This window comes from Pseudomonas sp. NPDC087358, assembly GCF_044900785.1.
GTDB lineage: Bacteria > Pseudomonadota > Gammaproteobacteria > Pseudomonadales > Pseudomonadaceae > Aquipseudomonas.
This window is the reverse complement of sequence record NZ_JBJDOA010000002.1, coordinates 481,502-508,111: the sequence shown is the minus strand read 5'-3', so window position 1 is coordinate 508,111 and position 26,610 is coordinate 481,502. Positions and strand designations below refer to the sequence as shown.

Here is a 26,610-nt window from a genome sequence, read left to right as displayed (position 1 = left end):
CCTGCTGGCGGCGTTGAACGAAGCCTGCGAATCAACATCTTCTTTAAACAGACTTGCAAGAGCCCACCGTCATGACGAACGGACGCGACCATCGAATCGACTTCTTTCGAGGTTTGGCGCTGATCTTCATTTTTTGGGATCACGTACCGGACAATCCGTTTGCGCAACTGACCTTGCGCAATTTCGGCTTCAGCGATGCTGCCGAAGTTTTTGTCTTCCTCGCCGGTTACGCCGCCGTGATGGCCTATGGACGCGTCGTTGCCCGGGAAGGTTTCTGGGTCGCGTGCCTGCGGATCCTGCGCCGCACCTGGGTGTTGTACGTCGCCCATATCTTTCTCCTGACGTTGCTGATGGGCATTATCTTCGTCGCCAATAACCACATCGAAACCCGCGACATGGTGCGCGAGATGGGCCTCGAGTATTTTGTCGGCAATCCGCAACAGGCCTTGGCTGACGAGCTGTTGCTGCGCTTCAAGCCCAATCTCACCGACCCGCTGCCGCTGTATATCCTGCTGATGGGCGCCTTGCCGCTGATCCTGCCGATCATGCTGCGCAATGCCGCGGTCGCTGTGGGTCTGTCCTTCTCGCTCTACATGATGGTTCCCCTGTTCGGCTGGAACCTGCCGGCCTACGAAGGCGGTGGCTACTGGTATTTCAACCCCGTGGCCTGGCAGTTGATCTTCGTCCTTGGCGGCGCCTTTGCCATGTACACCCAGCTGCCTGCCACCCCCCGCGCGCGCCCCAGGCCGCTGTGGCAGCAACCGGTCTTCTTGATCGCGGCGCTGTACATGCTGGTCGCCGGCACTCTTACCTTCTCGTGGAAGTTCCCGGAACTGCATGATGCGTTGATGCCTAAGGCCATCAGCGAGCTGATCTATCCAATCGACAAGACCAACCTCTCGCCCTTGCGCCTGCTGCACTTCATCGCGCTGGTCTACGTCGTGGCCAGACTGCTGCCGCCGACCCATGCCTGGCTCGACAACTGGCCCGCCCAGCAGACCTGTCGCATGGGCCGTTACTCACTGGAAATCTTCTGTCTCGGCGTGCTGCTCGCCCCGCTGGCCGATATGGTCAACGCCCTTTCCAACGATGCCTGGCAGATGCGCATCATCACAGCCCTGCTGGGCCTGGGCTTGATGCTGCTGCTGTCCAACTGGCTGGAGCTGAACAAGCGCTTCGGGACGCCTAAAGTGCCGCGAGCGGTGAGGGTTTGAGTCTGGCCTTGGTGTAGCGCAACGGCCTGCCAGCGGCCGCGACCTGGCGCACGTCAGCGCCGCAAGGCGCGCTGTCACAGCGAAAGTACAGCCGCACAGGCCGCACAGGCCGCGTCCCCGGCTCACAATTTCTCCCCCAGCCCCGCCCAGCGTCTAAGCTTGTAGTCAGGTGCGATTAACAGGTTTAACCGGGCCAACGATATGGGCGCTTTGTGGGATTCCGAGGAAAAAAAGGCTGCGGTCAAGGCTGACAGCCAGGGGGACGTTCCAATGCCTGCACGTCCACGCCGCAGAGGGTATCTGTGGCGCGGGCTGTTGGTGGTGGTGCTGATGGGGCTGGTGATCCTGGGTTTTGCCGTCTCCTCGGAAATTCGCAGTTCCAGGTTGCAGGCTCGCGAATTCACCCAACTGGCCCGTGATCTGAACTACACCGTCGAAGCCGGCGCCAGCGAAGCCATTGTGTTCCCGGGTGATGGCCCCTTCGACAAACGCCTGGGCTACTCCGCCCTGGGTGAGTTTCTGCCCCGCCTGCTCAAGCGCGACTATCGCATAACCGAACAAGCGCAATTCTCCCCCGAGCTGCTGGCTTACGCCAAACGTGGCTTTTTCGTGCCTTATCAGGAAAAAAGCCAGTCCGGTCTGACCATCTCCGACTGCCGGGGCGACGCGCTCTATCAGTTCACCTACCCGCAGCAGCTGTACCCGACTTTCGCTTCGATCCCGCCCGTGGTGGTCAACAGCCTGCTGTTCATCGAGAACCGCGATCTGCTGAATGTGCGCCAGCCGCTGGCCAACCCTGCGGTGGACTGGCCGCGTTTTCTCAAGGCGGCGGTGTCACAGGTGGCCAAGCTGGTGGGCTTGCCGGGGCAGTCGGCTGGCGGCAGCACCCTGGCCACGCAGTTGGAGAAGTACCGTCACTCGCCTGATGGGCTGACGCAATCCGGTGGCGAGAAGATCCGCCAGATGATTTCGGCCAGCGTGCGCGCCTACCAGCCTGGGGCGCAGACCCTTGAGGCGCGCCAGCGCGTGGTGCGCGACTACCTCAACAGCGTGCCGCTCTCGGCCGTGCCGGGGCATGGCGAGGTGCATGGCATGGCAGAAGGATTACGGGTCTGGTACGGCGCGGACTTTGATCGCACCAATCAACTGCTCGCCATGCCCGCCAAGGACGCCAGAACCCTGGCTGCACAGGGCCTGGCCCTGCGTGAGGTGCTGTCGTTGGTGATCGCCCAGCGACGGCCTTCGCATTACCTGGCCAAAGGGCGTCAGGAGCTGGCGGACCTTACTGACAGTCATATCCGGGTGCTGGCGCAGAACCAGGTGATCGATGCATCGCTGGCCGACGCAGCCCTCGCCGCCACGGTGACCTATCGCGACTGGGTGCAGCAGCCGACAATGCAACCCATCGAGACCACCAAGGGCATCACCGTCGCCCGTACCCGCCTGTCGAACATGCTCGACCGGCCGCTTTACGACCTCGATCGCCTCGATCTGTCGGCCACCAGCACCCTGCAAGACGATCTGCAGACCAGCGTTGGGCAGTATCTACGTGATCTGGCCAATCCCGAATACGCCGGTAAACTCGGACTGCTGGGCGAGCATCTGCTGACACCGGCCAGCACCCAGGCGGTGCGCTACAGCTTCACCCTGTTCGAACGCGACGCCGACGGCTCCCGGGTGCGGGTGCAGACCGACAGCACCGATCAGCCTTTTGATATCAACGAAGGCAGCAAGCTGGAGCTTGGCTCCACCGCCAAGATGCGGGTGCTGACCACGTACCTGCAGATCATTTCAGAGATCCACGACAAGTACGCCGCGATGAGTAATGCCGAGCTCAAGAAAGTCCCCGTCGAAGAGCCCGACCGGCTGACGCGCTGGGCCCTGGATTACCTGATCCAGAACAACGATCGCGATCTGTCGAAAATGCTTGCCGCAGCGCTGGACCGCAAATATTCGGCAAGTCCCGGCGAGAACTTTTTCACCGGTGGCGGCATGCATCATTTCAATAACTTCCGCCGCGAAGACAACGAGCGCAATCCCACCTTGCGCGACGCGTTGCGGGAGTCGATCAACCTGCCGTTCATTCGCCTGATGCGCGATGTGGTGCGCTACATCAGCTATCAGGGTCCGGACAACAGCGCAGTACTGCTCAAGGATGACAGCAACCCGAGACGACAGGAGTACCTGGCGGATTTTGCCGACCGAGAGGGGACCTCCTTTCTGCTGCGCTTCTGGAAACGCTACAAGAACAAGACCACGCAGGACCGGCTCGATACGTTTCTCGATGGCGTGCATCCTTCCGCCAGCCGCCTGGCGGCGGTGCACCGCTACCTGTTGCCCAATGCCAGCCAGAGTGCCTTCAACGCGTTCGTTCGCGCGCATGTGGTGGTCGACAAGACCCAGCCACCCTTGAATGAAAAACGCCTCGACGATCTCTACTACGCCTACGGTCCGGGCAAGTTCGACCTGCCGGATCAGGGCTATGTCGCCCGCGTGCATCCGCTGGACCTGTGGCTGGTGGGCTACCTGCTGCAAAACCCCGATGCGAAGTTCAAGGAAGCCGTGGCTGCCAGTCGTTTCGAGCGCCAGGAGGTGTACAGCTGGCTGTTCAAGAGCCGGCACAAGAGCGCGCGCGACAACCGGATCCGCACGATGCTGGAGATCGAAGCCTTTCTCGAGATCCACCAGCGTTGGCAGCGTCTGGGCTATCCGTTCGACCATCTGGTCCCTTCGTTGGCGACCGCTATCGGCAGCTCCGGCGACCGTCCAGCGGCCTTGGCCGAGTTGATCGGAATCATCCAGAACGACGGGATTCGGCTGCCGGTGTTGCGCATCGACAGTTTGCACTTCGCGGCCGACACGCCTTACGACACGCTGCTGAACAACAACCCCGAGCTGGGCAAACGGGTGCTGCCATCGGAGGTGGCGGCAGCCATGCGTGAAGCGTTGTCGCAGGTTGTGGACGCGGGAACGGCGCGGCGCGTGTCGGGCAGCTTCAGGTTGCAGGACGGCACAGCGCTGGCCATGGGCGGCAAGACCGGCACCGGGGACAACCGCATCGAGAGCTTCGGCTCGGGCGGGCGCATGCTGGCCTCCAAGGCCATCAACCGCACGGCGACGTTCGTGTTCTATATCGGCGATAACCATTACGGCACGCTGACGGCCTATGTCCCGGGCCGCGCCGCCGAAAGCTTCAAGTTCACCTCGGCCTTGCCGGTGCAGGTGCTCAAAGGCATGGCGCCGCTTCTCAATCCCTACCTTGAGCCAGGTACTTATACCCAGTGCAAGGCGCCCGCGGCGGCCCAAGTGGCAAGCCGTTCGCTTTAACGGCTGGCCGCTGCCGCATTAGCAGCAAAGCTTGCCGGCGATGGCCTTTTCAGCCACTGCCACCCGCCAGCCGCGCGGCCGCAAATGACCAAATCCCGTGTCATCACGAGTTCCAAACGAGAACCGTTCGTCTTGTCACGTCTTGAAATCTTTATAAGATATATCTTAAGGTATATCTAACTTGCACAGGAGACGAAGAAAGATGAGAGACCACTCACACGATCACCCCCATCACCATCGCCCTCACTTCGGTGACCATGGCGACGGTCGCGATGGTTTTGAAAAACGCACAGGCCGCGAACGCGGTGGACGCGGGCCTCGGGTATTCGCCCCAGGCGACCTGAAGCTGCTGCTGCTGGCCCTGATCGCCGATCAGCCTTGCCATGGCTATGACCTGATCCGCCAGATCGAAGCGCTATTCGATGGCGCCTACAGCCCCAGCCCCGGTGTGATTTATCCGACGCTGACGTTCCTTGAGGAGAGCGAGTTGATTGCAGGCGATGCCGAGGGCGGCAAAAAGCGCTACCAGATCACCGCTGCCGGCCAGCAGTCTCTGGTTGAACAGGCCGTTGCCCTGGATGGCGTGAAGATGCGTATCGACGTCAGCAAGCGGTCATTGCGTGGCCACGATCGTCCGCCGGAAATTCATGAGGCCGTGCACAACCTGCGCCACGCCCTGCAAATGCATCACGGTCGCTGGAGCGCCGAGGAAATCACCCGGGTGCGCGATCTGCTGAACGAAACAGCCAAAGCCATCGTCGATGGCCCACACAATCGGTCGGAGAAGTCCGTATGAATTCACAGCAATCGATTCATCGTGTCAGCCACGAAATCAAACGACGCAAACTGCAGGTGCTGCGGATCACCGACATCACCCCGCGCATGCGCCGCATCACCCTCAATGGCCCGGATCTGACCGGCTTCATCAGCCTGGGGACCGATGACCACGTCAAACTGTTGTTCGCCACCACGCCAGAAGAACAAGCGGCGCTGGACAACTTCGTGCCCGGCCCGAACGTAGAAGGTCCGCGCCCGGCCATGCGTGACTACACCCCGCGCCGCTACGATGCGCAGTCGGGCGAACTGGACATCGATTTCGTCCTGCATGGCGACGGCCCTGCGGCGACCTGGGCGGCTCAGGCCCAGGTCGGACAGTTCCTGCATATCGCCGGGCCGCGTGGCTCGATGATCGTACCGGACATGTTCGACAGTTATCTGTTGATCGGCGACGAGACCGCCCTGCCCGCCATTGCCCGGCGCCTGGAAGAACTCCCGGGCAACCGCCGCGCGCTGGTGGTGGTGGAAATCCAGGACGATGCCGAGCGGCAGGCGCTGGCAAGTGACGCGCAGCTCGAGGTGGTGTGGGTCGTGCGTGGCGAGCAAGACCTGCTGGAAGCGACCCGCCGACTGAAGCTGCCGGAAGGTAGCCTGTATGCCTGGGTCGCGACCGAGTCGGCCTTGTCGCGCAAGGTTCGACGAGTGCTGCTAGATGAATTCAAGCTCGATGAAGCAGCGGTCAAGGCCGCCGGCTACTGGCGCCTGGACGGTTCGGACGAGCAATGAAGTAACCTCCTTTGTAGGAGTGAGCTTGCTCGCGATAGCGCCGGATCATATACATGTGGGTGACCGACCCTACGCATCGCGAGCAAGCTCACTCCTACTGGTTTGATATCCGGCGAGCCATGCCCTTATCAACCACGACGATCACCAATCCGATCCCGACAAACCCCGCCAACACCCCGAAGGCGTTCATCAGCGCCTTCGCCACACCCAACGTGCCGATGTCCAGAAACGGATACAGGTAATCGCCCAGCACATTGCCGCGAAGCAGCAGCCAGGCGAAGTACAACGCCGGGTAAAGCATCCACCACAACACATGCCTGAAACTCAGCAGGCCTTTGCGCAGATACCGCCACCAGTAGGCGAGAAATGCCACCGGCATGACCTCGTGCAGCAAGCCGTCGGCCAGCCATTGCCAGCCCTGCGGGCTCCACAGATTGCGCAGCAGCAGGTTGTAGGCCAGGCTCACCAGCACGATGCTGGTGGCGATGCCTGCGCAGACCACGGGTGATCTGAAAAATCGATGGCCCGCAGAGTGGCGGTCTTTGATTGCACACGTGAAGGCCACCGCCACCAGGGTGTTGGTCAGCACCGTGAAGAAGCTGAAAAAACGCACCAGACCGCCCATCAGACTCGCTTGATCGACCCAGCGTCCCCACAGAATCAAATAAAGCTGGACCGCCAGCGCAAACCAGCCAAGCAGCGCGCCAAGCGTGGCGTAACGGCGCTGTTGCGGCGCCAGTGGCGGCATTTGGCTGTGCATCCGTCAGTCTCTGTCAACGTTCGAACGTGGCCCGATCACTCGCGCTTGCTGCGAGCAAGTTTCACGTACAACGATTCGACCTTCTCCCGTGCCCATGGCGTCTTGCGCAGGAACGTCAGGCTCGACTTGATGCTCGGATCGCTCTTGAAACAACGAATGTCGATGCGCTCGGCCAGCCCCGACCATTGGTAGTGCTCGACCAGCGCATTGAGGATCTGCTCCAGCGTCACGCCATGCAGCGGATTGTTGTTGGTTGTGGTCATGCCAGGCCTTTTGCACGGGGTGGGGCGAGGTTCTCGCGAGGTGCGCACCTTAGCGGAGCAACCGATGAGTGTGAAGAGTTTAGATGACCCTGCCGCAGACCGATACCGACGCCGGCGCCCTGTTCATTCTTGAAGAATTGCAGGCCACCGATCGCCTGAAACTGAGTTTGGGCGGGCGCCCGGAAACCCGCGTGGACCCGGACGGCATCCCGGAATACACCTACTCCGGCGAGCGCGCACGCTTTGCCGGGTTCGAGGCGCAGGATCATTGGAAACTGGGCAAAAACCGCTACGCCAGCCTGGCGCTGGAGCTGTCGGGCGGCTATACCCGCGCCACCAACCTGGACACCGGTGAAGCCCTGCCCCGCATTGCCCCGCTGCGTCTGAACAGTGGACGGCTATGGGAACTGGACAAGTGGCAGGGACGAGTCGATGTCCAACACGCCGCCTCTCAGGGCCGGGTACCCGCCAACGAAACCGGCACCGACGGCTACACCACCCTGGGCGCCAGTGCCGGCTACACATTCAAGCTGGGCGGCAGTCAGTGGCTGGCGTTCGTCAATGGCGAGAACCTGACCAATCAGACCGTGCGCTACGCCAGCTCGATCCTGCGCGATATTGCCCCGGCAGCGGGACGGAGCGTTGAGCTGGGATTGAGGACGACGTTTCAAGCCTTCTGATCAAGCTGTCACCTACCGCGCTTACAGAGCCGGCTCGCCGGGGGAAAATGTGTCAGGCAACGTAGTTGTCTCTGACCAGCACTTTCCCCAGCGAGCCGGTTCCTACACCACTGCGTCTGACGCTGAACATTCATCTATACGCCCAACGTAATGGTCGCTCCCTCCATTCAAAGCCAGACAAACCGCGCATCCCATATAAACACTAAGGGATAGCGCTACCCCACGATTGCCTCACTATTACCGATGCGGCAACTATTCATGTCGCAATCTCGGCTTTTTAAAAGATCGTTAGGGCCCTATCATCGCCGCCTTAAACGCTGAATCGATTATTCCGTTCATTATTCAAGACCTTGCCAAGCGCCTTCGAAAGCGCGGCGAGCGGCGTTTTCCTTTGCTCTCAAATAACTCGAAAAGAACTCACTGCCTTATGCCAAATCATCCGAAACGTTCAGCCCTCCGGGCTCACACCGTATTCAGTCCAGCAGCAGCGCTTGGCCTGGCTGCCCTGGGCATGGCGACATGCGCTCATGCGGCGCCTGCCTTCGACAGTGAATCACCGTGGATGCTGGGGGATTGGGGCGGCAAGCGCAGTGAGCTTTCGCAACAGGGTTACGACTTCAAGCTCGACTCGGTCGTGGAAGTGGGCTCGAACCTGCACGGCGGTTACAACCACGACAAGGCCACCCGCTACAGCGACCAGTTCGCCCTCGGCGCGCACATGGACCTGCAGAAGATCCTTGGCTGGCATGACGCTGAATTTCAGCTGACGCTGACCAATCGCAATGGCGACAACATCAGCAACGACCGCGTTTCCGATCCGCGCGTCGGCACCATCTCCTCATCACAGGAGGTCTGGGGCCGCGGCAACGTCACGCGCCTGACGGACATGTGGTATCAGCAGAAATTCTTCGACCAGGCACTGAGCGTCAAAGTCGGTCGTTTCAATGAAGGGGAAGACTTCAACACCTTCCCCTGCGACTTCCAGAACCTGGCGTTCTGCGGCTCGCAGGTCGGCAACTGGGGTGGCGGCATCTGGTACAACTGGCCGATCAGCCAATGGGCGATGCGCGTCAAATACCAGATCAACCCGGAGCTGTTCGTGCAGGTCGGCGCGTTCGAGCAGAACCCGTCGAATCTGGAAAACGACAACGCGTTCAAGCTCAGTGGCAGCGGCACTCAAGGTGCAGTCCTGCCGGTGGAGCTGGTCTGGTCGCCGAAGGTCAATGAGCTGCCCGGCGAATACCGCGTCGGCTATTACTACAGCACCGCCGACAGCAGCGATGTCTACAAGGACAGCAACGGTCGTTATGCAGCGCTGAGCGGCGACGATTACGCCTCCTCGTCGAGCAAACACGGCATGTGGCTGACCCTTCGCCAGCAAGTGACCAGCCTGGCCAGCGACAACGCTCGCGGCCTGAGCCTGTTCGCCAACGGCACCGTGCATGACAAGAAAACCAACATGATCGACAACTTTGTCGCGCTTGGCATGACCTACAAGGGTCCGTTCGATGCCCGCGCCCAGGATGACATAGGACTTGCGGTCAGCCGGATTCATGTCAATCCGGCGTATCGCAAGAACATCAACCTGCGCAATCAGGCACAGGGCGTCTCCGATTACAACGATCCGGCCTTCCTCCCGGTGCAGGACACCGAATACAACGCAGAGCTCTACTACGGGGTTCACGTGACCAACTGGCTCACCGTTCGCCCCAATCTGCAGTTCATCCGCCATCCGGGCGGGGTGAATCAGGTCGATGACGCCCTGGTGGCGGGATTGAAGATCCAGTCTTCGTTCTGATCGGCTTTATTGATCTTTCTGTATCCCCTTTGAGGAACTAGCGTCGAGGGCATGGCTTCAAAGCCTCAAGCCCCCCGCGCTACGAAGGGACTAGCGTCAACCACTTAAACGTTACGGAGTACGACACTATGAGCACTGACGGTGCTTTCGGTAAGGGTCGCCTGCTACCGAGCTTGCTCGGGCTGGTGATTCTGATCATGGGCCTGGCCTTGCTGGCCGGGGGTATCAAACTGCTGACACTGGGCGGGTCGCTGTATTACCTGCTGACCGGTATCGGCTTCTTCATCACCGGTGTGCTGCTGATCATGGGCCGTCGTTCGGCGCTGGGTCTGTTCGCCCTGGTGCTGTTCGCGAGCACGATCTGGGCGCTGTGGGAAGTCGGCCTGGACTGGTGGCAGTTGGTGCCGCGGCTGTCGCTGTGGTTCGTCCTGGGTATCGTCATGCTCCTGCCATGGTTCCGCCGCCCTGTGCTGCGCGGTCAGCCTGGTGGCATGCCCACCGTGGCACTGAGCATCGCCGTGGTGTTGGCAGGTCTGACGGCGCTGGCCAGTCAGTTCACCAGCCCCGGTGAAATCAAAGGCACGCTGGACCGCGATGACGCAGGCGTGGCCTATGATCCGCAGCCGATGCCCGAGGGTGACTGGCAAGCGTATGGTCGCTCCGAGCATGGCAATCGCTACTCGCCGCTCAAGCAGATCACCCCGGCAAACGTCGGCAAGCTGCAAGAAGCCTGGCGCATCCGCACTGGCGATCTGCCCACCGCAGAAGACCCGGTGGAGCTGACCAACGAGAACACCCCGCTCAAGGTCAACGGCATGGTCTATGCCTGTACGCCGCACAGCAAGGTGCTGGCGCTGGATCCTGACACCGGCAAGACGATCTGGTCGTACGACCCGCAGATCTCCAAAGAAGGCGCCAAGAACTTCACCGGTTGGGCGCACATGACTTGCCGTGGCGTGTCGTACTACGACGAAGCGGCGTACGCCAAATCCGACGTTGGCGCCCCTGCCGCCGCACTGTCGGCTGCCGGCACTGCAATCGCCTCGGCCTGCCCGCGCCGCTTGTACCTGCCCACTGCCGATGCTCGCCTGATCGCGCTGAACGCCGACACCGGTAAAGTCTGCGAAGACTTCGCCAACAAAGGCGCCGTCGACCTGCGCGCCAACATCGGCCCGTTCACCCCGGGCGGCTACTACGCCACCTCGCCGGCTGCGATCACGCGTAACCTGATCATCATCGGTGGCCACGTTACCGACAACGAGTCGACCAACGAGCCATCGGGCGTGATCCGCGCCTATGACGTGCACGACGGTCGCCTGGTGTGGAACTGGGACCCGAACAACCCGGACGCTACCGCACCGATCGCTGCCGGCCAGTTCTACTCGCGCAACGCGCCGAACATGTGGTCGCTGGCCAGCGTCGACGAGAAACTGGGCCTGGTATTCCTGCCTCTGGGCAACCAGATGCCTGACCAGTACGGCGGTGACCGCACCCCTGGCGCCGAGAAATTCAGCGCAGGTCTGGTGGCCCTGGACGTCAACACCGGCAAGGTGCGCTGGAACTACCAGTTCACTCACCATGACCTGTGGGACATGGACGTACCGAGCCAGCCTACGCTGGTCAATCTGAAGACCAAGGATGGCGTCAAGCCTGCCGTGATTCAGCCGACCAAGCAGGGCAGCCTGTATGTGCTCGACCGTCGTGACGGCACACCGATCGTACCGATCGACGAAGTGCCTGTACCGACCGGTGCTGCCAAAGGTGATCGCACGTCGCCGACTCAGGCACGTTCGCAACTGAACATGCTGCCGCCGGAACTGACTGAAAAATCCATGTGGGGCGCTACTGCGTTCGACCAGATGCTGTGCCGCATCCAGTTCAAGGAGCTGCGCTACGAAGGTCAGTACACCCCTCCGTCCGAGCAGGGCAGCATCATCTATCCGGGCAACGTCGGTGTGTTCAACTGGGGCGCCGTATCGGTCGATCCGGTTCGTCAGCTGATGTTCACCAGCCCCAACTACATGGCGTTCGTCTCCAAGCTGGTGCCCCGCGCCCAAGTGGAAGCCGGCAGCAAGCGTGAAAGCGAAACCAGCGGCGTGCAGCCAAATGCGGGTGCACCGTACGCGGTGATCATGCATCCATTGATGTCGCAGCTGGGTATGCCGTGCCAGGCGCCATCGTGGGGTAACGTTGCCGCTGTCGACCTGACCACCAACCAGGTGATCTGGAAGCACAAGAACGGCACCAGCCGTGACAACACGCCAGTGCCTATCGGCTTGCCAGTCGGCGTACCGAGCATGGGTGGTTCGATGGTAACCGCTGGCGGCGTCGGCTTCCTGGCCGGTACCCTGGACCAGTACCTGCGCGCCTACGACGTCAAGACCGGTAAAGAGCTGTTCGCCGGACGTCTGCCAGCAGGCGGCCAGGCCACGCCAATGACCTACACCGGCAAGGACGGCAAGCAATACGTGCTGATCGTCGCCGGCGGCCATGGCTCGCTGGGCACCCGCATGGGTGACTACATCATTGCGTACAAGCTGGCGGAGTGATTGGCTAGCGCACGCTTTGAGGTAGTTCAGTAAAAAAGAAAGGCGGTCACCGTGAGGTGATCGCCTTTTTTTGTGGGTGCGTTTTGGGGCGCTGAGTTCGGGGGAGATACAGAAACCAGCGTCCAAAAGAGCGACCGGCCGTAAGGCGCACCACTTATTTCTCGATCACTTCCCCCCGCTGCGGTGCCAGCCGGGCAATCAACCGGTTCTGGACCGGCACCGGAATATGCTGATCGTCCATCGAGTCGATCAAATTCTCCACCAACGCGTTGAAATCGCTACGCGAGAGGTTCATGCCCTTGTGCGCTTCAGCCAGCGTGTCGCCCGTATAGTTGCAAGGCCCGCCGGCCTCGACGCAAAACTTCTCGACCAGCTTGTCACGCACCCGAACGATGTCGACCTTGGCGAAATATTTGTAGATCCGCTCATCCCTGGCGATGTGCAGCAGCATGCCCTCGATGATTTTCTGAATGCCGGCACGCTGCCCCAGGTCCTGATAAAGACTGTCGTCCTTCGCCGGCTGCTGCGCGCAACCCACCAGCAAGGAAAGAAACAAGACGCTCACCAAGCGCATGGGCCGCATCATCAGAAGCTCCCCTGTACGGACAGATAAGTGCCGTTCTGGTTATCCAGCGTAGCGATCTCTCCGAGACGCGCGTAGGCCAGTACCACCGACACGTGTTTGTTGGGGAACCAGCCGACGAACATGTCCGCCCAGTTGCTCTCCCCGGCAAACGACAGGTTATCCGGCTTTTCACGGTATTCCAGACCCACTGCCCAGCGCGGGTTAAACAGCAGCGCCAGCGAACCTTCCTTCAAGACACTGCGGGTGTCCCGACGGTCGCCACCAAAGCCCAGTAATCCGGTTTCGTTGGCCCGGCTATAACGCAACCCGCCGTTGACCACCACGTTGTAGCCGAACGCCGCGCCCATGAACAACCGGCTGGCGGTCAGGTAGCCCTCGACGTCCGCGTCGCGCCGGGCGCCGACCAGGCTCGGAATCAGAAAGTCGTTCTGGTGTTTGTACTCCAGACCAGCCGAGACTTGCGGCAACCGGTCGTAGATCAGGTCGCCGAACAAGCGCACCTTGACCCCGAAAATGTCCTGCGTGAGGTTGTCTTCCGGCAGGCTTAACTTGTGGACCAGGGAGCCGAGGTCGAATCGCTGATGCGCGTACGAAACCTCCACGCGGTTGCCGTAGGAAAAGGCCATACCGGCGACATCCAGCGTGTAGTCAGGCAGATTGATATGCGTCGCGAACAGGTTGGCGCCCCACTCGCCCTGTTCGTCATAACCGGCAAGCACCGCCCAGGGGATGATCCCGCCACCAGCGCCGCCCTCGATGCTGCTGGCACCACCGGTGGCAATCAGACGCCCCTGATCGGCTGCCGCGACGGGCAACACCGCCCCCAGCCAGCCGCCGAAGACACTTGCCAACACCATAGGGCTTAAAACAGCCGAAAGACTACGTGCCATAAACTTGAACCAATCAGTGAACCATCATGCCGGGTGAGCTGTGGGACTTGGCCATCCATGCTTCAAACGCGACCGCATTGAGCGGACGGCTGATCAGGTAACCCTGCGCGGTATCGCAGTGCCAACGTTCCAACAGACGCAAACTGTGTTCGTACTCCACGCCCTCGGCGACCACCTTGAGCCCCAGGTTATGGCTCATTTCGATGGTCGAACGAACGATTACCGCATCCTCGCTGGTTTCGTCCAGATTGCGCACGAAGGACTGGTCAATCTTCAATTCCTGAACCGGCAAGCGCTTGAGGTGAGCCAGCGACGAGTAACCGGTGCCGAAGTCATCCACCGACAGGCTGATGCCGCACTCACGCAGACGGTTAAGCACGTTGAGCGCTTGCTCAGGCTCGCGCATCACTGCGCTTTCGGTGATTTCGAATATCAGTTGTTCGGCCGGCACGCGGTACAGCTTGAGCAGGCTCGACACGCGGTCCGCCAGATCGCCACTGAGCAGGTCATCGGCCGAGATGTTCACCGAGAGTTGCAGATGCAGGCCACGACGGGCCCATTCGGCCAACTGCCGCATCGCTTCCTCGATCACCCAATGGGTGAGGATCTGAATGCTGCCGGTACGTTCGGCCAACACGATGAATTCCGCCGGCGAGACACTGCCGAACTGCGGGTGCTGCCAGCGCAGCAACGCCTCGGCCTGGCGCACGCAAGCGTTACGAATGTCCAGCTTGGGCTGGTAATGCAGCATCAGTTCGCCATTACGGGCGGCATGGCGCAAATCACGGATCAGACTGATCTGACGCTGATGGATCAGGTCGCGCCCATCTTCGTATACCTGCAAACGGCCGGGCAGCTGCGCCGCATCCTGACGCGCAATGGCCGCTCTTCTGAGCAGCTCGGAGGGCGAATCACCGTTGACCGGATAGGCCGCGATACCGATGCTGGCGTCCAGGGAAATATCGTGATCGCCTATGCGCTGCGGTTTGATCAGCAGACGTTGCAGCCGGTCGGCCATGGCCACCGCGCTGTCGATTTCGGCGTTCTGCACCAGCAGCAGGAATTCGTGGCCGGACAGACGCGCCACGGTGTCGCCGGGGCGCAGCGGCAATTGCAGCTGTTCGCCAATGAGCTGCAGCAACTGCTCGACGCCTTCAGGGCCGAGGCTGTCGTTGATGCCGCGAAAGTTGTCGATACCCAGGTACAGCAGCGCCACCGCACGCTGGGCGGAGATTGCACTGCCCAGACGCTCCATCACCAGCGCGCGGTTCGGCAAACCGGTCAGACCGTCATGCAGGGCATTGTGCGCCAGCTGCTGTTCGCGCTCGGCAATTCCGCTCTGCATGGAGTTGATCGCGCTGGCCAGCAGCCCCAGTTCATCGCTGCGTTCAAGCGTCACGGGCGTTGTGTAATCGCCCTCACCGATGCGCTCGGCCGCCAGCGCCAGCGCGCGCACCGGCAGCGACACACTGCGCGCCAGGAGCAAGGTGCCGATCAAGGAGCCGGCCAGTGCCACCAGCGTGATCCAGTACAGTTTTTCATCCAGTGGCGCAAAGGCCTGCATCGCCTGGTCGAGCGGGCTTTGCAGCAGTGCCACGACCTGATCGCCGGTGCCGTCGCCGGTATTGCCCAGGTTCAGCCGCTTGCTGAGGTATGTCTGGTTGGCGTGCTCGGTCATCTGCATCTGGCCGCTGGCCGGGCTGAGCATCACCCCGCGCAAGCTGTCATACAGCGTTTGCGGCTGGGTGCTGATGATCTGCCCCGGCAATTGATGCACCACTGAGAGAAACGACACCTGCAAGCCACTGAGCGAGCGCAGCTCCTGCGCCAGGTCGTCGTCCATGCTGAAGCCCATTACCACCCGCGCAATCGGCAATGGCGCAAGCACCGTACTTTCCACCAAAAGGTGCGGTTTGCCTTGCAACGGCACAATCAGCATCGACTGGTTGTGGGCCTTGAGGTCGCGCAGGGCCTGGGTGTAGGGAAACGGTGAGCCTTCGGGAATCTGCGCCACCGTGCTGGACAGGACCTTGCCGTCCATGCCCAGCAGGAACATGTCATTGGCGTTGATCCGCGCGCCATGGTTCAGCAGCACGGAACGAATGGTCGCCGAATCGGCCGAGGCCACCGCATCGCGGAAACCAAAATCGGTGGAGAGCAGCTGCACGGCATCGCGCAACCGTTTGCCGCGCATCTCAAGCAAGCCTTCAAAGACTCGGGTACCGACCTCAAGCTGCGCCTGCGCCTGTTTGCGCACAGCGTCCTGGGTCGCGGCCTTGACGGCCAGAAACACCGCGACGACCACGATCAACAGCAGCATGATCAGCACGCCGGCAATGCGTGCCTGAAAGCTATTTCGTAGTTTCATTCAGGGGCGGCTTTATGAAAGGCATCGCCGAACGCGCTGGGCGCTGGCGCTGCGGGCATGTCGTCAGCCTTGGGCAATACGTTAACGCTGAAACGTTGACGCAAGCCGGCGGCCGGAATGTCGATCTCGCCGCCTGACACAGGCTGCATGTCGGGCGCCTGCGGATGCCACAGGGTTGCTACGTAATGACCTGCAGGCATGGAGTCCAGGGTCAGCGCGCCCTTTTCGTCGCTCACGCCAAACCAGGGATCATCGGTGACGTAGACATACCCGAGCATCCAGTCGTGGATATTGCAGCCCAACACCACCAGCCCCGGCTTGTCGAACAGCACAGGATCCGACGGGGTGCCGCCATATAGACGTAATTCAAAACGTTTGGCCGCAGAAAAGGAGTACACCTGATGGCGGATGTTATCGCTGTTGGGGAACTTGATCTGAGTGCCCGTGCGCACTGCCAGGACATGGGGAGCGAAACGCTGGTCGCGCTGGTCCATATCCGCCTTGGGAGCAGGATCGGGTTTGCCGGCAGGCCCCTGCAGGGTCAATACGGCGTCGGTCAACGGTTTGCCCTGGGCGTCGACGATTTCGGCGGTCAACGTGGCAGCGCTGGCAAGGCTGCCGATCAGGATACTGGCAGCCATCAGAAACGACGAAACAACACGGGTCATGCGAATGTTCCAGAACGGCGTGGTCGGTAGGAGATCAGCGCCGGCCCTGGCAATTTCATGCAGCTTGCAGCGCAGGTTAACTGTCTGAGCGCGGAAGATCACGCTTTAAAGCAGGCATAACGCCATCATTTCGTCATCGCCGACGGAAGGCATATGGCCACAGATAGATTTCTTTCAGGCTCCATATTCAATGCTATCGACCGTAACTATTGAAACCTGAGCCCGACTGCCCCATCTAAGCCTCATCTCCATTTATGCAGGTGCCCCATGAGCGACCAGCAAGCAGACGCATCACATTCGTCCGATGACCTCGATCATGAGCACGATGTCATTGGCTCAGACCGAAAAAGCCTCGCCCTGCCCGGCCAGAATCTGCCCGATCAGGTCTATATCATCCCGATCCACAATCGCCCCTTCTTCCCGGCTCAGGTCCTGCCGGTCATCGTCAACGAAGAGCCCTGGGCCGAAACCCTGGAGCTGGTGAGCAAATCCGACCATCACTCGCTGGCGCTGTTCTTCATGGACACGCCGCCGGACGACCCGCGTCATTTCGACACCAAGGCGCTGCCCGAATATGGCACGCTGGTGAAGGTGCACCACGCCAGCCGCGAGAACGGCAAGCTGCAGTTCGTTGCCCAAGGCCTTAGCCGTGTGCGCATCAAGACCTGGCTCAAGCACCATCGCCCGCCGTTCCTGGTGGAGGTCGAATACCCGCACCAGCCTAACGAGCCGACCGACGAGGTGAAGGCCTACGGCATGGCCCTGATCAACGCGATCAAGGAATTGCTGCCGCTCAACCCGCTGTACAGCGAAGAGCTGAAAAACTACCTCAACCGCTTCAGCCCCAACGATCCTTCACCGCTGACCGACTTTGCCGCTGCCCTGACCTCCGCCACTGGCGTTGAGCTGCAGCAAGTGCTCGATTGCGTGCCAGTGCTCAAGCGCATGGAAAAAGTCCTGCCGATGCTGCGCAAGGAAGTGGAAGTCGCACGCCTGCAGAAAGAAATCTCCGCCGAGGTGAACCGCAAGATCGGCGAACACCAGCGTGAGTTTTTCCTCAAGGAACAACTCAAGGTCATCCAGCAGGAGCTGGGGCTGACCAAGGATGACCGCAGCGCCGACATCGAACAGTTCGAAGACCGCCTGCTGGGCAAAGTCCTGCCGCCGCAGGCGCGCAAGCGTATCGATGAAGAAATCAACAAGCTCTCGGTGCTGGAAACCGGCTCCCCGGAATACGCCGTCACGCGTAATTACCTGGACTGGGCAAGCTCGGTGCCGTGGGGCGTGTATGGCGAAGACAAGCTTGATCTCAAGCACGCGCGCAAGGTGCTCGATCAGCATCACGCCGGTCTCGATGACATCAAGAGCCGCATTCTCGAATTCCTCGCGGTAGGCGCCTACAAAGGTGAGATCGCCGGCTCCATTGTCCTGCTGGTCGGCCCGCCGGGCGTGGGTAAAACCAGCGTTGGCAAGTCCATCGCCGAGTCGCTGGGGCGTCCGTTCTATCGTTTCAGCGTGGGCGGCATGCGTGACGAGGCCGAAATCAAGGGCCACCGCCGCACCTACATTGGCGCCCAACCGGGCAAGCTGGTGCAGGCGCTCAAGGATGTGGAAGTGATGAACCCGGTCATCATGCTCGACGAGATCGACAAGATGGGCCAGAGCTATCAGGGCGATCCGGCGTCCGCACTCCTGGAAACCCTGGACCCGGAACAGAACGTCGAATTCCTCGATCACTACCTGGACCTGCGCCTGGACCTGTCCAAGGTCCTGTTCGTCTGCACCGCCAACACCCTGGATTCAATCCCCGGGCCACTGCTCGACCGTATGGAAGTGATTCGCCTGTCCGGCTATATCACCGAGGAAAAACTGGCCATCGCCAAGCGTCACCTGTGGCCTAAACAGTTGAATAAAGCGGGTGTGTCGAAAAACAGCCTGACCATCAGCGACAGCGCATTGCGCGCGGTTATCGAAGGCTACGCCCGGGAAGCAGGTGTGCGGCAGCTGGAAAAACAGCTGGGCAAGCTGGTGCGCAAGGCAGTGGTCAAACTGCTGGAAAACCCGGACACCGTGGTAAAAATCGGGCCGAAGGATCTGGAAGCTTCCCTTGGCATGCCGGTCTTTCGCAGCGAACAAGTGCTCTCCGGCACCGGCGTCATCACCGGGCTTGCATGGACCAGCATGGGCGGCGCGACATTGCCCATCGAAGCCACGCGCATTCATACCCTCAACCGGGGTTTCAAGCTCACCGGCCAGTTGGGTGACGTGATGAAGGAATCCGCCGAAATCGCCTACAGCTATGTCAGCTCCAACCTGGCCAAGTTCGGCGGCGATAAGAGCTTCTTTGACGAGGCATTCGTTCATTTGCATGTGCCCGAAGGCGCCACTCCCAAGGATGGTCCGAGCGCAGGCGTGACGATGGCCAGCGCCCTGCTTTCCCTGGCACGCAACCAGGCGCCGAAGAAAGGCGTGGCCATGACCGGCGAACTGACCCTGACCGGGCATGTACTGCCGATCGGCGGGGTGCGGGAGAAGGTCATCGCCGCGCGGCGGCAGAAGATTTTCGAGCTGATTTTGCCCGAGCCTAATCGTGGCAATTTCGAAGAACTGCCGGACTACCTCAAAGAGGGCATCACCGTGCACTTCGCCAAACGCTTCTCGGATGTGGCGAAAGTGTTGTTCTAACTCCCAAGGCAATACACAGGGGTCTGCTGTAACCCACTGTAGAAGTGAGCTTGCTCGCGTTAGCAATAATCCAGACACATCGAGGGTGACTGGCCAGGTGCAATCGCGAGCGAGCTCACTCCTACAAGGTTCCAGCGTTGCCATCTTCGGTTATGCTCGGTTCACGTTGCCTACGACCGGAGCCTTCATGACCCCTGCCCGCCTGCTCGTCCCGCTCAGCCTTGCCCTGCTGGCCGCCTGCGCCCAGCAACCGAAACAGATTGTCTCCCTGGAAGACCAGAAGGACTGTCCGATCACCCTCAAGACCGGCCAGACCCTGATGCTCATGCTACCCAGCAACCCCACCACCGGGCATCGCTGGCTGATGCAGAACCCGGCGCCTTCGATTCTCAGCGCCTTGGGCCCGGAAGTGTTCAATACCCCGGAAGAAGTCGGCATGGTCGGCACCTCGGGCCAGTCGGTCTGGCGCTATCGGGCCGCCAATGCCGGCAGCGGACACCTGATGATGGTCTATCAACAACCCTGGGCCCCGGAAGTGCGTCCAGAGCGCACGTTCAATTGCGTGATCACGGTCAATTGATCTGACACCCCGTCGCATCGCTTGCTGAAGGCATCGATCTGACACACCGCCCCGTAGCAACACCGCTTGCCGGCGGTCGCGGTGTGTCAGCCCCATAGACTGCTACAAAATCTCATGCCATCTCGTACCGGCAGGACGAACGATGAGATGAGGTTTCGGCATGACCGCACAATTGGCTAAAATGCCGCACTTTTCGCCTCATCCCCCGGAATCGCCGTGAGTAAAGAACCCGACCGCATATTCGCCCAGCCGCTGGCCCAGGTGCCCGACTTCGCTTTTAATGAAGACGTGGTGCGGGTGTTCCCGGACATGATCAAGCGTTCGGTGCCGGGTTATCCGACCATTGTCGAGAACCTCGGCGTGCTCGCCGCGCAGTTCGCGCAGCCCCACAGCGTGCTGTACGACCTGGGCAGTTCCCTGGGTGCGGTGACCCAGGCGTTGCGGCGCCATGTGCGCACGCAAGACTGCCGGGTGGTCGCGATCGACAATTCCAGCGCCATGGTCGAGCGCTGCCGCGAGTACCTCAATGCACAGGACTCCATGTTTCAGGAGCTGCTGCCGGTGGAGGTCCTGGAAGGCGACATTCTCGCCCTCCAATTCCAGCCAGCGTCGGTGGTCGCCCTGAACTTCACCCTGCAATTCATCGCCCCGGATCAGCGCCTGGCGCTGCTCGGTCGTATTCGCCAGTCGCTGCTGCCCGGTGGCGCGCTGATCCTGTCCGAGAAACTGCGTTTCGACGACAGCGAAGAACACACGCTGCTCACTGACCTGCACGTGGCCTTCAAACGCGCGAACGGCTACAGCGAGCTGGAAATCGCCCAGAAGCGCAGCGCCATTGAAAACGTGATGAAACCCGACAGCCTCGAGCAGCACCGCGAACGCCTGCTGGCGGCGGGGTTCAGCAAAGTGGTGCCGTGGTTCCAGTGCCTTAATTTCGCCTCTCTGATTGCCCTGCCATGATCGATCTAGCTCCACTGGTCCGCCGTCTGGCGGGCACTCCCCTGTATACCTGGGCCCAAGGCTTGCAGGCGCAACTCGACGCCAAGATGGATAAAGGTCATGGCGATCTGGAGCGTTGGCAAGGTGCGCTCAATGCCTTGCCTGACCTGATGCCAAGCCGGGTCGAACTCAAGGATGACTTCATCCTCGATGCCGACTGCGACGACGCCACTCGCGAACGGACACGCGCCGCATTGATGGGCCTGTCACCTTGGCGCAAAGGGCCGTTCGATGTGTTCGGGGTACACGTTGACACCGAATGGCGCTCGGACTGGAAATGGTCGCGGGTCTCACCGCATCTGGACCTGGTCGGCAAGCGCGTACTGGATGTCGGCTGCGGCAACGGCTATTACCAGTGGCGCATGCTCGGAGCGGGGGCCGACAGCGTGATCGGCGTCGACCCCAACTGGCTGTTCTTCTGCCAGTTCCAGGCCATGCAGCGCTACCTGCCCGACCTGCCGGCGTGGCATCTGCCGTTCACCCTGGAAGACCTGCCAGCGCGACTGGAAGGCTTCGACACCGTGTTCTCGATGGGGGTGTTGTACCACCGCAAGTCCCCGATCGATCACCTGCTGGCGCTCAAGGACTGCCTGGTCAAGGGCGGCGAACTGGTGCTGGAGACGATGGTGGTCGAGGGTGACGTGCATCAGGTGCTGGTGCCCGAGGACCGTTATTCGCAGATGCGCAACGTGTGGTTCCTGCCGTCAGTCCCTGCGCTGGAGCTGTGGCTGCGCCGCGCAGGGTTTGTCGACGTACGCTGCGTGGATGTCAGCACGACCACGGTAGAGGAACAACGCGGGACCGAGTGGATGAAGTATCAGTCCCTGAGCGATTTCCTCGACCCTGCCGACCACAGCAAAACCGTGGAAGGCCTGCCGGCGCCCAGACGCGCGGTGATTGTCGGGCGCAAGGCTTGAATCAAGCTAGCCGCCACACCGATCACCACTGCAGGAGTGAGCTTGCTTGCGATTGAGTGGTGTCAGACAACCTTGTCATGACTGACCCGCCGCATTCGCGAGCAAGCTCACTCCTACAGGGGGGTGCGGTGGGTCAGTCAGACCCACGATGTGGCCGGAACTCAGCCTTTCGCAGCAGCCGCCAGAATCAGCGCCTTCATTTCCGAAACCGCCGCTTTGAAGCCCACGAACAAGGCGTGTGCCACCAGCGCGTGGCCGATGTTCAGCTCGTTGATGCCCTTGATCGCGGCGACGGCCTCGACGTTGTGGTAATGCAAGCCGTGCCCGGCGTTGACGATCAACCCCTGAGCCAGACCGAACGCTACGCCATCGGCGATGCGCTTGAGCTCTTCAGCCACTTCGGTTGGCGTCTGAGCGTCGGCGTAGCGACCGGTGTGCAATTCGATCGCCGGCGCGCCCACCCGTGCAGACGCTTCGATCTGGCGCTCATCGGCATCGATGAACAACGACACTTCGCTGCCGATGGCCGACAGACGTTCTACCGCCGCCTTGATCCGCGCTTGCTGACCGGCCACATCGAGTCCGCCCTCGGTGGTCAATTCCTGGCGGGTTTCCGGGACCAGGCAAATGTGCGCCGGACGAATACGCTCGGCGAAGGCCATCATCTCTTCAGTGACGCCCATCTCGAAGTTCATGCGCGTCTGTAGCACATCCTTGAGCAGGAGCACGTCGCGCTCCTGAATGTGCCGGCGGTCTTCGCGCAAGTGCACGGTAATGCCATCGGCGCCCGCCTCCTCGGCGTCAAGCGCGGCCTTTACCGGATCGGGATAACGGGTGCCACGGGCCTGACGCAAGGTCGCAACGTGGTCGATGTTCACGCCGAGCAGAATGCGGGTGCTTTGAGTCACTTCAATCTCCTGAAAACATGATCTGAACCAGCGACTTGAGCGGGTTCTGGCTTACGGGTCAAGGCTTACGAAACAATTCACGGCTGACCAGCGGACGACCGCCCAGGTGCACGGCGAGCGCCTGACGCATTAGCCGCTTGGCAGCCGACAAGGCCCCTGGGGCACTCCAGTCAGCCTCGGACATGGCAACCAGTTCGGCGCCCTGGAACAAACCGGGCTGCAACAAATACACCCGCTCAAGCCCGGCGTCCACCTGCAAACGATACATGCCATCAGCGGCCAGAGGATCGCCGTTGATATCTGCGTCGAGGGCAAAACCGTAACCCAGATCGTCCAGCAGGCGCCACTCGAATGACCGCAGCAGCGGCTCCAGCGCGCGTCCCTCGCCCAACGCCACCAGGGTCGCCGCATAGTGATTGAACACACCGGGATGCGGATCTTCAGCCGGGAGCAAGCGAATCAGCAGTTCGTTGAGGTACAGCCCGCTGAACAGTGCCTCGCCCTCGAGCCAGGCGGCCAACCCCGAGCTTTCCATGCGGCCGACGTTTTTCAGTTCGCCACGCCCACGGAACTCCACTTCCAGCGGCACGAAGGGCCGCGCCAGGGAGCCCGCCTTGCCGCGCGCACTGCGCAGCACAGCGCGCAGGCGGCCTTGCGGCGTAAGGAAGTCAACCAGCGCGCTGTTCTCGCGATATGCCCGGCTGTGGAGCACGTACGCAAGTTGGCCGGCGGGAGGGGTTTGGGACATGTCTATCTCATCGCATGAATGCGTGTTTACACACAATCTTCAAACGACATTGCTCCTGTAGCAGCCCGGCGTGCCGGCGGTGACCTCATTGAGATCGCCACCGCCGGCACGCCGGACTGCGACGGGAATTTCTGGCGTCGGAAGGCAAGACAGCCCCAGGATTGGTCGGTGTATCGCCAGGGGCGGTTACAGGTCGCCGTAGCCCAGCGAACGCAGGGCGCGTTCGTCGTCGGACCAACCGCCCTTGACCTTGACCCAGAGGTTGAGCATGACCTTGGAATCGAACAACACTTCCATGTCACGGCGCGCATCGGAGCCGATGCGCTTAATGCGCTCGCCCTTGTCACCAATGATGATTTTCTTCTGGCCATCACGCTCGACGAGGATCAAGGCATGGATGTGCAAGGTCTTGCCCTGCTGCTTGAACTCTTCGATCTCGACGGTGATCTGGTACGGAAGCTCCGCGCCCAGTTGACGCATGATCTTCTCGCGCACCAGTTCAGCGGCCAGGAAGCGGCTGCTGCGGTCGGTGATCTGGTCTTCAGGGAAGAAATGATCGTTCTCTGGCAGATGGTCTGCAATGACCTTTTCCAGCGCTTCGAGGTTATGGCCTTGCTGTGCGGAGATCGGGATGATCTGCGCGTTCGGCAGTTGCTCTTGCAGCCAGGACAGATGCGGCATCAGTGCAGCCTTGTCCTCGATACGATCAGTCTTGTTCAGCGCGACGATCAGCGGGCCGGTGACGTATTGCACACGCTCCAGAACCATCTGGTCCTCATCGGTCCACTTGGTGCGATCCACGACGAAGATCACCACGTCGACGTCTTTCAACGCCGCCGATGCGGTCTTGTTCATGTAGCGATTGAGCGCCTTGTCACTGTTCTTGTGCATGCCGGGGGTGTCGACGTAGACCGCCTGTACACTGCCCTCGGTCTTGATGCCCAGCATGTTGTGGCGCGTGGTCTGAGGCTTGCGCGAAGTGATCGCCAGTTTCTGGCCGAGGATGTGGTTCAACAGCGTCGACTTGCCCACGTTCGGCCGGCCAACGATGGCGACATAGCCACAGCGTGTTGCAGTTGAATCAGTCATTGCCGTTCTCCACACCAAGGGCAATAAGGGCTGCGGCCGCGGCTACCTGTTCGGCAATGCGACGGCTGACCCCTTGTCCCCGGCTTTTTTCGTTCAGTAAGGTAATCTCGCATTCGACGAAAAACACTCGGCAATGCGGTTCGCCCTGAATGTCCACCACTTCATAGCGGGGCAATTCACAGGCGCGGGACTGAAGGAATTCCTGCAGCCGGGTTTTCGGATCCTTGTTGGTGTCGACCAGCGTCAGACTCGCGAACTCACTGGTCAGCCAGGCCAACACGCGATCACGCGCGGTTTCCATACCGGCGTCCAGGTAAATGGCGCCAATCAGCGCTTCCAGGGCATCGGCCAGAATCGACTCGCGACGGAAACCGCCGCTTTTCAGCTCACCGGAACCCAGGCGCAGGTACTCACCCAGATCGAAACCTCGGGCCAGCAGAGCCAGGGTCTCACCCTTCACCAGGCGTGCGCGCAGACGCGACAGTTGGCCCTCACGCGCTTGCGGGAAACGCTCGAACAGCGCCTCGCCGGCAACGAAGTTGAGGATGGCATCACCGAGGAACTCCAGACGCTCATTGTTGCGGCCGGCAAAACTGCGGTGGGTCAAGGCTAGGATCATCAGTTCCTGATCCTTGAAGGTATAGCCGAGCTGACGCTCCAGGCGACTCAATGACACGCTCACGGTTTACCCACGCTGAATTCGTGGTCGAACTTGACCACCAGATCGATGTTCTGGATCAGTGGCTCACGTTTTTCATATTTCAAATGGGCGAGGAACCTGTTGTTCTCCGTCGTCACACTTAACGCCTTGTTCAAATCCAAATCCCGAATGTTATTGACTTGCATGCCTTTGGCAACATAGTCGTAGAACTCGCCGCTATTGCTGACTTCTGCGGTCTTGTCTGTACCAGCGGCCTCGATGATTTTCTTCATCGACATGTAATCGAGGTAATGCGGCACCACTTTGGCTGCGGTACTCGCGGCAAATGCCAGGACAGCCAGCAATACGAGCCATCCAACGAACGACAAGCCTTTTTGCGAACCGGCAGATGTCATGTGTGCCCTCAAGAATAGTCTTTCTCTGCTGTGTGCAAGGTCAGCCCTGCAGCATAGCCCGCCGAAATGACATACGGCGCTGTGTCATACAGCGCCGTATCAGTTACTTGATCAAGCCGACTCGCGAGAAGTTCGGCAAGTGGCTCAGCTTGGGCTCCGGCCAGCTCATCCATACCGCGAAGGCCTTGCCGACGATATTCCGGTCGGGAACCATGCCCAGCTCATCCTTGGGAATGTTGGGGTCATCCCAGTAACGGCTGTCGTTCGAATTATCGCGGTTGTCACCCATCATGAAGTAGTGTCCCGCCGGGACTGTCCACTCATGGTCCGGGGGCGCACGGTAGCGGCTCATTTCCTGACGGATCTGGTGCTCGACTTCGCCCAGTTTCTCGTCATAAAGCTCGGCGCTGCCCAGTGTTCCAGGCTCCGAGCCGATCAGCTGCTTGGCAACCAGCTGGCCGTTGATGAACAGCTGCTTGTCATTGGTGTAGCGAATGACATCGCCCGGCAAACCCACGACACGCTTGATGTAGTTGACGTTAGGGTCGCTTGGATAACGAAACACCATCACGTCGCCGCGCTGCGGATCACCTACCGGGATGACTTTCAGGTCGATCACCGGCAGGCGGATGCCATAGGAGAACTTGTTGACCAGAATGAAATCGCCCACGTCCAGCGTCGGTTTCATCGATCCCGAAGGAATCTGGAATGGCTCGACCAGAAACGAGCGCAACACCAGCACGATGAACAGCACGGGAAAGAACGATTTGCCGTATTCAACCAGCAAGGGCTCTTTGTTCAACTGCTCGACGACAGCGACATCCGGCTGGCTCACGCTGCCCTGATAATTCGCTATCGCCGTCCGCCGACGCGGAGCCAGTATGATCAGATCGAACAAGGCCAGCAGACCGCATACAAACACGGCGATGACCAACAACAGCGGGAAATTTAGTGACATAGGG

Annotated in this window: 22 protein-coding genes and 1 pseudogene; 11 read left to right on the top strand and 12 right to left on the bottom strand. The window is 60.7% G+C overall.

Translation table 11 applies throughout. The features are described 5' to 3' along the window. Nucleotides 1-71 precede the first annotated feature (71 nt). From ACI2KS_RS06000 to ACI2KS_RS05985, 4 genes are all read left to right on the top strand, one after another. Nucleotides 72-1,214, top strand: coding sequence for an OpgC domain-containing protein (locus ACI2KS_RS06000; RefSeq protein ID WP_404618136.1), 1,143 nt, complete (start codon nt 72-74; stop codon nt 1,212-1,214). A gap of 201 nt (nt 1,215-1,415) precedes the next feature. Next, a complete protein-coding gene (locus ACI2KS_RS05995) occupies nt 1,416-4,541 on the top strand; it encodes a transglycosylase domain-containing protein (protein WP_404618134.1) in 3,126 nt (1,041 codons plus the stop codon). A 202-nt stretch (nt 4,542-4,743) separates the two neighbouring features. Beyond that, complete coding sequence (locus ACI2KS_RS05990; RefSeq protein ID WP_404618132.1) at nt 4,744-5,337, top strand: PadR family transcriptional regulator; 594 nt, start codon at nt 4,744-4,746, stop codon at nt 5,335-5,337. Continuing rightward, nucleotides 5,334-6,104: a siderophore-interacting protein gene (locus tag ACI2KS_RS05985; protein WP_404618130.1), complete on the top strand. Its 771-nt coding sequence runs from the start codon at nt 5,334-5,336 to the stop codon at nt 6,102-6,104. The genes ACI2KS_RS05990 and ACI2KS_RS05985 overlap by 4 nt, the downstream gene beginning before the upstream one ends. 94 nt (nt 6,105-6,198) lie before the next feature. On the opposite strand, the gene ACI2KS_RS05980 is transcribed toward ACI2KS_RS05985, so the two are convergent. Continuing rightward, nucleotides 6,199-6,864, bottom strand: coding sequence for a Pr6Pr family membrane protein (locus tag ACI2KS_RS05980; protein WP_404618128.1), 666 nt, complete (start codon nt 6,862-6,864; stop codon nt 6,199-6,201). A 35-nt stretch (nt 6,865-6,899) separates the two neighbouring features. Next, a complete protein-coding gene (locus ACI2KS_RS05975; RefSeq protein ID WP_404618126.1) occupies nt 6,900-7,127 on the bottom strand; it encodes a VF530 family DNA-binding protein in 228 nt (75 codons plus the stop codon). 89 nt (nt 7,128-7,216) lie between these two features. Between ACI2KS_RS05975 and ACI2KS_RS05970 the strand changes: the two are divergent. From ACI2KS_RS05970 to ACI2KS_RS05960, 3 genes and pseudogenes are all read left to right on the top strand, one after another. Further along, a pseudogene (locus ACI2KS_RS05970) lies at nt 7,217-7,807 on the top strand (TonB-dependent receptor domain-containing protein); the annotation flags it as partial. A gap of 427 nt (nt 7,808-8,234) precedes the next feature. Further along, nucleotides 8,235-9,605, top strand: coding sequence for a carbohydrate porin (locus ACI2KS_RS05965; RefSeq protein ID WP_404618124.1), 1,371 nt, complete (start codon nt 8,235-8,237; stop codon nt 9,603-9,605). Between the two features lie 128 nt (nt 9,606-9,733). After that, nucleotides 9,734-12,154 carry a glucose/quinate/shikimate family membrane-bound PQQ-dependent dehydrogenase gene (locus ACI2KS_RS05960; protein WP_404618122.1) on the top strand — a complete coding sequence of 807 codons (2,421 nt, stop codon included), beginning with the start codon at nt 9,734-9,736 and terminating at the stop codon, nt 12,152-12,154. A 154-nt stretch (nt 12,155-12,308) separates the two neighbouring features. Here the strand turns inward: ACI2KS_RS05960 and ACI2KS_RS05955 are convergent, their stop codons facing one another. Genes ACI2KS_RS05955 through ACI2KS_RS05940 form a run of 4 tightly spaced genes read right to left on the bottom strand, consistent with a single transcriptional unit; the run spans nt 12,309 to nt 16,666 of the window. Then, nucleotides 12,309-12,728 (bottom strand): group 1 truncated hemoglobin, encoded by a 420-nt coding sequence (locus tag ACI2KS_RS05955; protein WP_404618119.1) that lies wholly within the window; start codon nt 12,726-12,728, stop codon nt 12,309-12,311. Between the two features lie 11 nt (nt 12,729-12,739). After that, nucleotides 12,740-13,597, bottom strand: coding sequence for a DUF3034 family protein (locus ACI2KS_RS05950; protein WP_404618489.1), 858 nt, complete (start codon nt 13,595-13,597; stop codon nt 12,740-12,742). Between the two features lie 46 nt (nt 13,598-13,643). Continuing rightward, nucleotides 13,644-15,998, bottom strand: coding sequence for an EAL domain-containing protein (locus tag ACI2KS_RS05945; protein ID WP_404618117.1), 2,355 nt, complete (start codon nt 15,996-15,998; stop codon nt 13,644-13,646). Then, entirely contained in the window at nt 15,995-16,666 is a 672-nt protein-coding gene (locus tag ACI2KS_RS05940) for a methylamine utilization protein (protein ID WP_404618115.1), read from the bottom strand. The genes ACI2KS_RS05945 and ACI2KS_RS05940 overlap by 4 nt, the downstream gene beginning before the upstream one ends. A gap of 267 nt (nt 16,667-16,933) precedes the next feature. Between ACI2KS_RS05940 and lon the strand changes: the two genes are divergently transcribed. From lon to cmoB, 4 genes are all read left to right on the top strand, one after another. Then, complete coding sequence (lon, locus tag ACI2KS_RS05935; RefSeq protein ID WP_404618113.1) at nt 16,934-19,351, top strand: endopeptidase La; 2,418 nt, start codon at nt 16,934-16,936, stop codon at nt 19,349-19,351. Between the two features lie 187 nt (nt 19,352-19,538). Beyond that, nucleotides 19,539-19,931 (top strand): protease inhibitor I42 family protein, encoded by a 393-nt coding sequence (locus ACI2KS_RS05930; RefSeq protein WP_404618111.1) that lies wholly within the window; start codon nt 19,539-19,541, stop codon nt 19,929-19,931. 216 nt (nt 19,932-20,147) lie between these two features. Further along, nucleotides 20,148-20,891: a carboxy-S-adenosyl-L-methionine synthase CmoA gene (gene cmoA, locus ACI2KS_RS05925; RefSeq protein ID WP_404618109.1), complete on the top strand. Its 744-nt coding sequence runs from the start codon at nt 20,148-20,150 to the stop codon at nt 20,889-20,891. Next, nucleotides 20,888-21,847 (top strand): tRNA 5-methoxyuridine(34)/uridine 5-oxyacetic acid(34) synthase CmoB, encoded by a 960-nt coding sequence (cmoB, locus tag ACI2KS_RS05920; protein WP_404618107.1) that lies wholly within the window; start codon nt 20,888-20,890, stop codon nt 21,845-21,847. Before cmoA ends, cmoB begins: the two co-directional genes overlap by 4 nt. 161 nt (nt 21,848-22,008) lie before the next feature. Here the strand turns inward: cmoB and pdxJ are convergent, their stop codons facing one another. The 6 genes from pdxJ to lepB all read right to left on the bottom strand — a co-directional run bounded on the left by pdxJ (nt 22,009) and on the right by lepB (nt 26,606). Beyond that, nucleotides 22,009-22,755 carry a pyridoxine 5'-phosphate synthase gene (gene pdxJ / locus ACI2KS_RS05915; protein ID WP_404618105.1) on the bottom strand — a complete coding sequence of 249 codons (747 nt, stop codon included), beginning with the start codon at nt 22,753-22,755 and terminating at the stop codon, nt 22,009-22,011. A 58-nt stretch (nt 22,756-22,813) separates the two neighbouring features. Next, nucleotides 22,814-23,503: a DNA repair protein RecO gene (gene recO, locus ACI2KS_RS05910; protein ID WP_404618103.1), complete on the bottom strand. Its 690-nt coding sequence runs from the start codon at nt 23,501-23,503 to the stop codon at nt 22,814-22,816. 186 nt (nt 23,504-23,689) lie between these two features. Then, on the bottom strand, nt 23,690-24,592 hold the full coding sequence (gene era, locus ACI2KS_RS05905; RefSeq protein WP_404618101.1) for a GTPase Era: 903 nt from the start codon (nt 24,590-24,592) through the stop codon (nt 23,690-23,692). Further along, complete coding sequence (rnc, locus tag ACI2KS_RS05900) at nt 24,585-25,274, bottom strand: ribonuclease III (RefSeq protein ID WP_404618099.1); 690 nt, start codon at nt 25,272-25,274, stop codon at nt 24,585-24,587. The genes era and rnc overlap by 8 nt, the downstream gene beginning before the upstream one ends. Continuing rightward, nucleotides 25,271-25,648, bottom strand: coding sequence for a DUF4845 domain-containing protein (locus ACI2KS_RS05895; protein WP_404618097.1), 378 nt, complete (start codon nt 25,646-25,648; stop codon nt 25,271-25,273). The genes rnc and ACI2KS_RS05895 overlap by 4 nt, the downstream gene beginning before the upstream one ends. A 103-nt stretch (nt 25,649-25,751) precedes the next feature. Then, nucleotides 25,752-26,606: a signal peptidase I gene (lepB, locus tag ACI2KS_RS05890; protein WP_404618095.1), complete on the bottom strand. Its 855-nt coding sequence runs from the start codon at nt 26,604-26,606 to the stop codon at nt 25,752-25,754. Nucleotides 26,607-26,610: the final 4 nt, after the last annotated feature.

What these genes read in the sequence shown, in the direction of transcription:
- ACI2KS_RS05895 (WP_404618097.1), bottom strand. Translation starts at nt 25,648, where the DNA reads ATGACATCTGCCGGTTCGCAAAAAGGCTTGTCGTTCGTTGGATGGCTC.
- ACI2KS_RS05950 (WP_404618489.1), bottom strand. Translation starts at nt 13,597, where the DNA reads ATGGTGTTGGCAAGTGTCTTCGGCGGCTGGCTGGGGGCGGTGTTGCCC.
- ACI2KS_RS05980 (WP_404618128.1), bottom strand. Translation starts at nt 6,864, where the DNA reads ATGCACAGCCAAATGCCGCCACTGGCGCCGCAACAGCGCCGTTACGCC.
- ACI2KS_RS05955 (WP_404618119.1), bottom strand. Translation starts at nt 12,728, where the DNA reads ATGCGCTTGGTGAGCGTCTTGTTTCTTTCCTTGCTGGTGGGTTGCGCG.
- recO (WP_404618103.1), bottom strand. Translation starts at nt 23,503, where the DNA reads ATGTCCCAAACCCCTCCCGCCGGCCAACTTGCGTACGTGCTCCACAGC.
- ACI2KS_RS05945 (WP_404618117.1), bottom strand. Translation starts at nt 15,998, where the DNA reads ATGAAACTACGAAATAGCTTTCAGGCACGCATTGCCGGCGTGCTGATC.
- lepB (WP_404618095.1), bottom strand. Translation starts at nt 26,606, where the DNA reads ATGTCACTAAATTTCCCGCTGTTGTTGGTCATCGCCGTGTTTGTATGC.
- ACI2KS_RS05965 (WP_404618124.1), top strand. Translation starts at nt 8,235, where the DNA reads ATGCCAAATCATCCGAAACGTTCAGCCCTCCGGGCTCACACCGTATTC.
- ACI2KS_RS05985 (WP_404618130.1), top strand. Translation starts at nt 5,334, where the DNA reads ATGAATTCACAGCAATCGATTCATCGTGTCAGCCACGAAATCAAACGA.
- era (WP_404618101.1), bottom strand. Translation starts at nt 24,592, where the DNA reads ATGACTGATTCAACTGCAACACGCTGTGGCTATGTCGCCATCGTTGGC.
- ACI2KS_RS05975 (WP_404618126.1), bottom strand. Translation starts at nt 7,127, where the DNA reads ATGACCACAACCAACAACAATCCGCTGCATGGCGTGACGCTGGAGCAG.
- ACI2KS_RS05995 (WP_404618134.1), top strand. Translation starts at nt 1,416, where the DNA reads ATGGGCGCTTTGTGGGATTCCGAGGAAAAAAAGGCTGCGGTCAAGGCT.
- ACI2KS_RS06000 (WP_404618136.1), top strand. Translation starts at nt 72, where the DNA reads ATGACGAACGGACGCGACCATCGAATCGACTTCTTTCGAGGTTTGGCG.
- cmoB (WP_404618107.1), top strand. Translation starts at nt 20,888, where the DNA reads ATGATCGATCTAGCTCCACTGGTCCGCCGTCTGGCGGGCACTCCCCTG.
- ACI2KS_RS05960 (WP_404618122.1), top strand. Translation starts at nt 9,734, where the DNA reads ATGAGCACTGACGGTGCTTTCGGTAAGGGTCGCCTGCTACCGAGCTTG.
- ACI2KS_RS05990 (WP_404618132.1), top strand. Translation starts at nt 4,744, where the DNA reads ATGAGAGACCACTCACACGATCACCCCCATCACCATCGCCCTCACTTC.
- lon (WP_404618113.1), top strand. Translation starts at nt 16,934, where the DNA reads ATGAGCGACCAGCAAGCAGACGCATCACATTCGTCCGATGACCTCGAT.
- ACI2KS_RS05930 (WP_404618111.1), top strand. Translation starts at nt 19,539, where the DNA reads ATGACCCCTGCCCGCCTGCTCGTCCCGCTCAGCCTTGCCCTGCTGGCC.
- ACI2KS_RS05940 (WP_404618115.1), bottom strand. Translation starts at nt 16,666, where the DNA reads ATGACCCGTGTTGTTTCGTCGTTTCTGATGGCTGCCAGTATCCTGATC.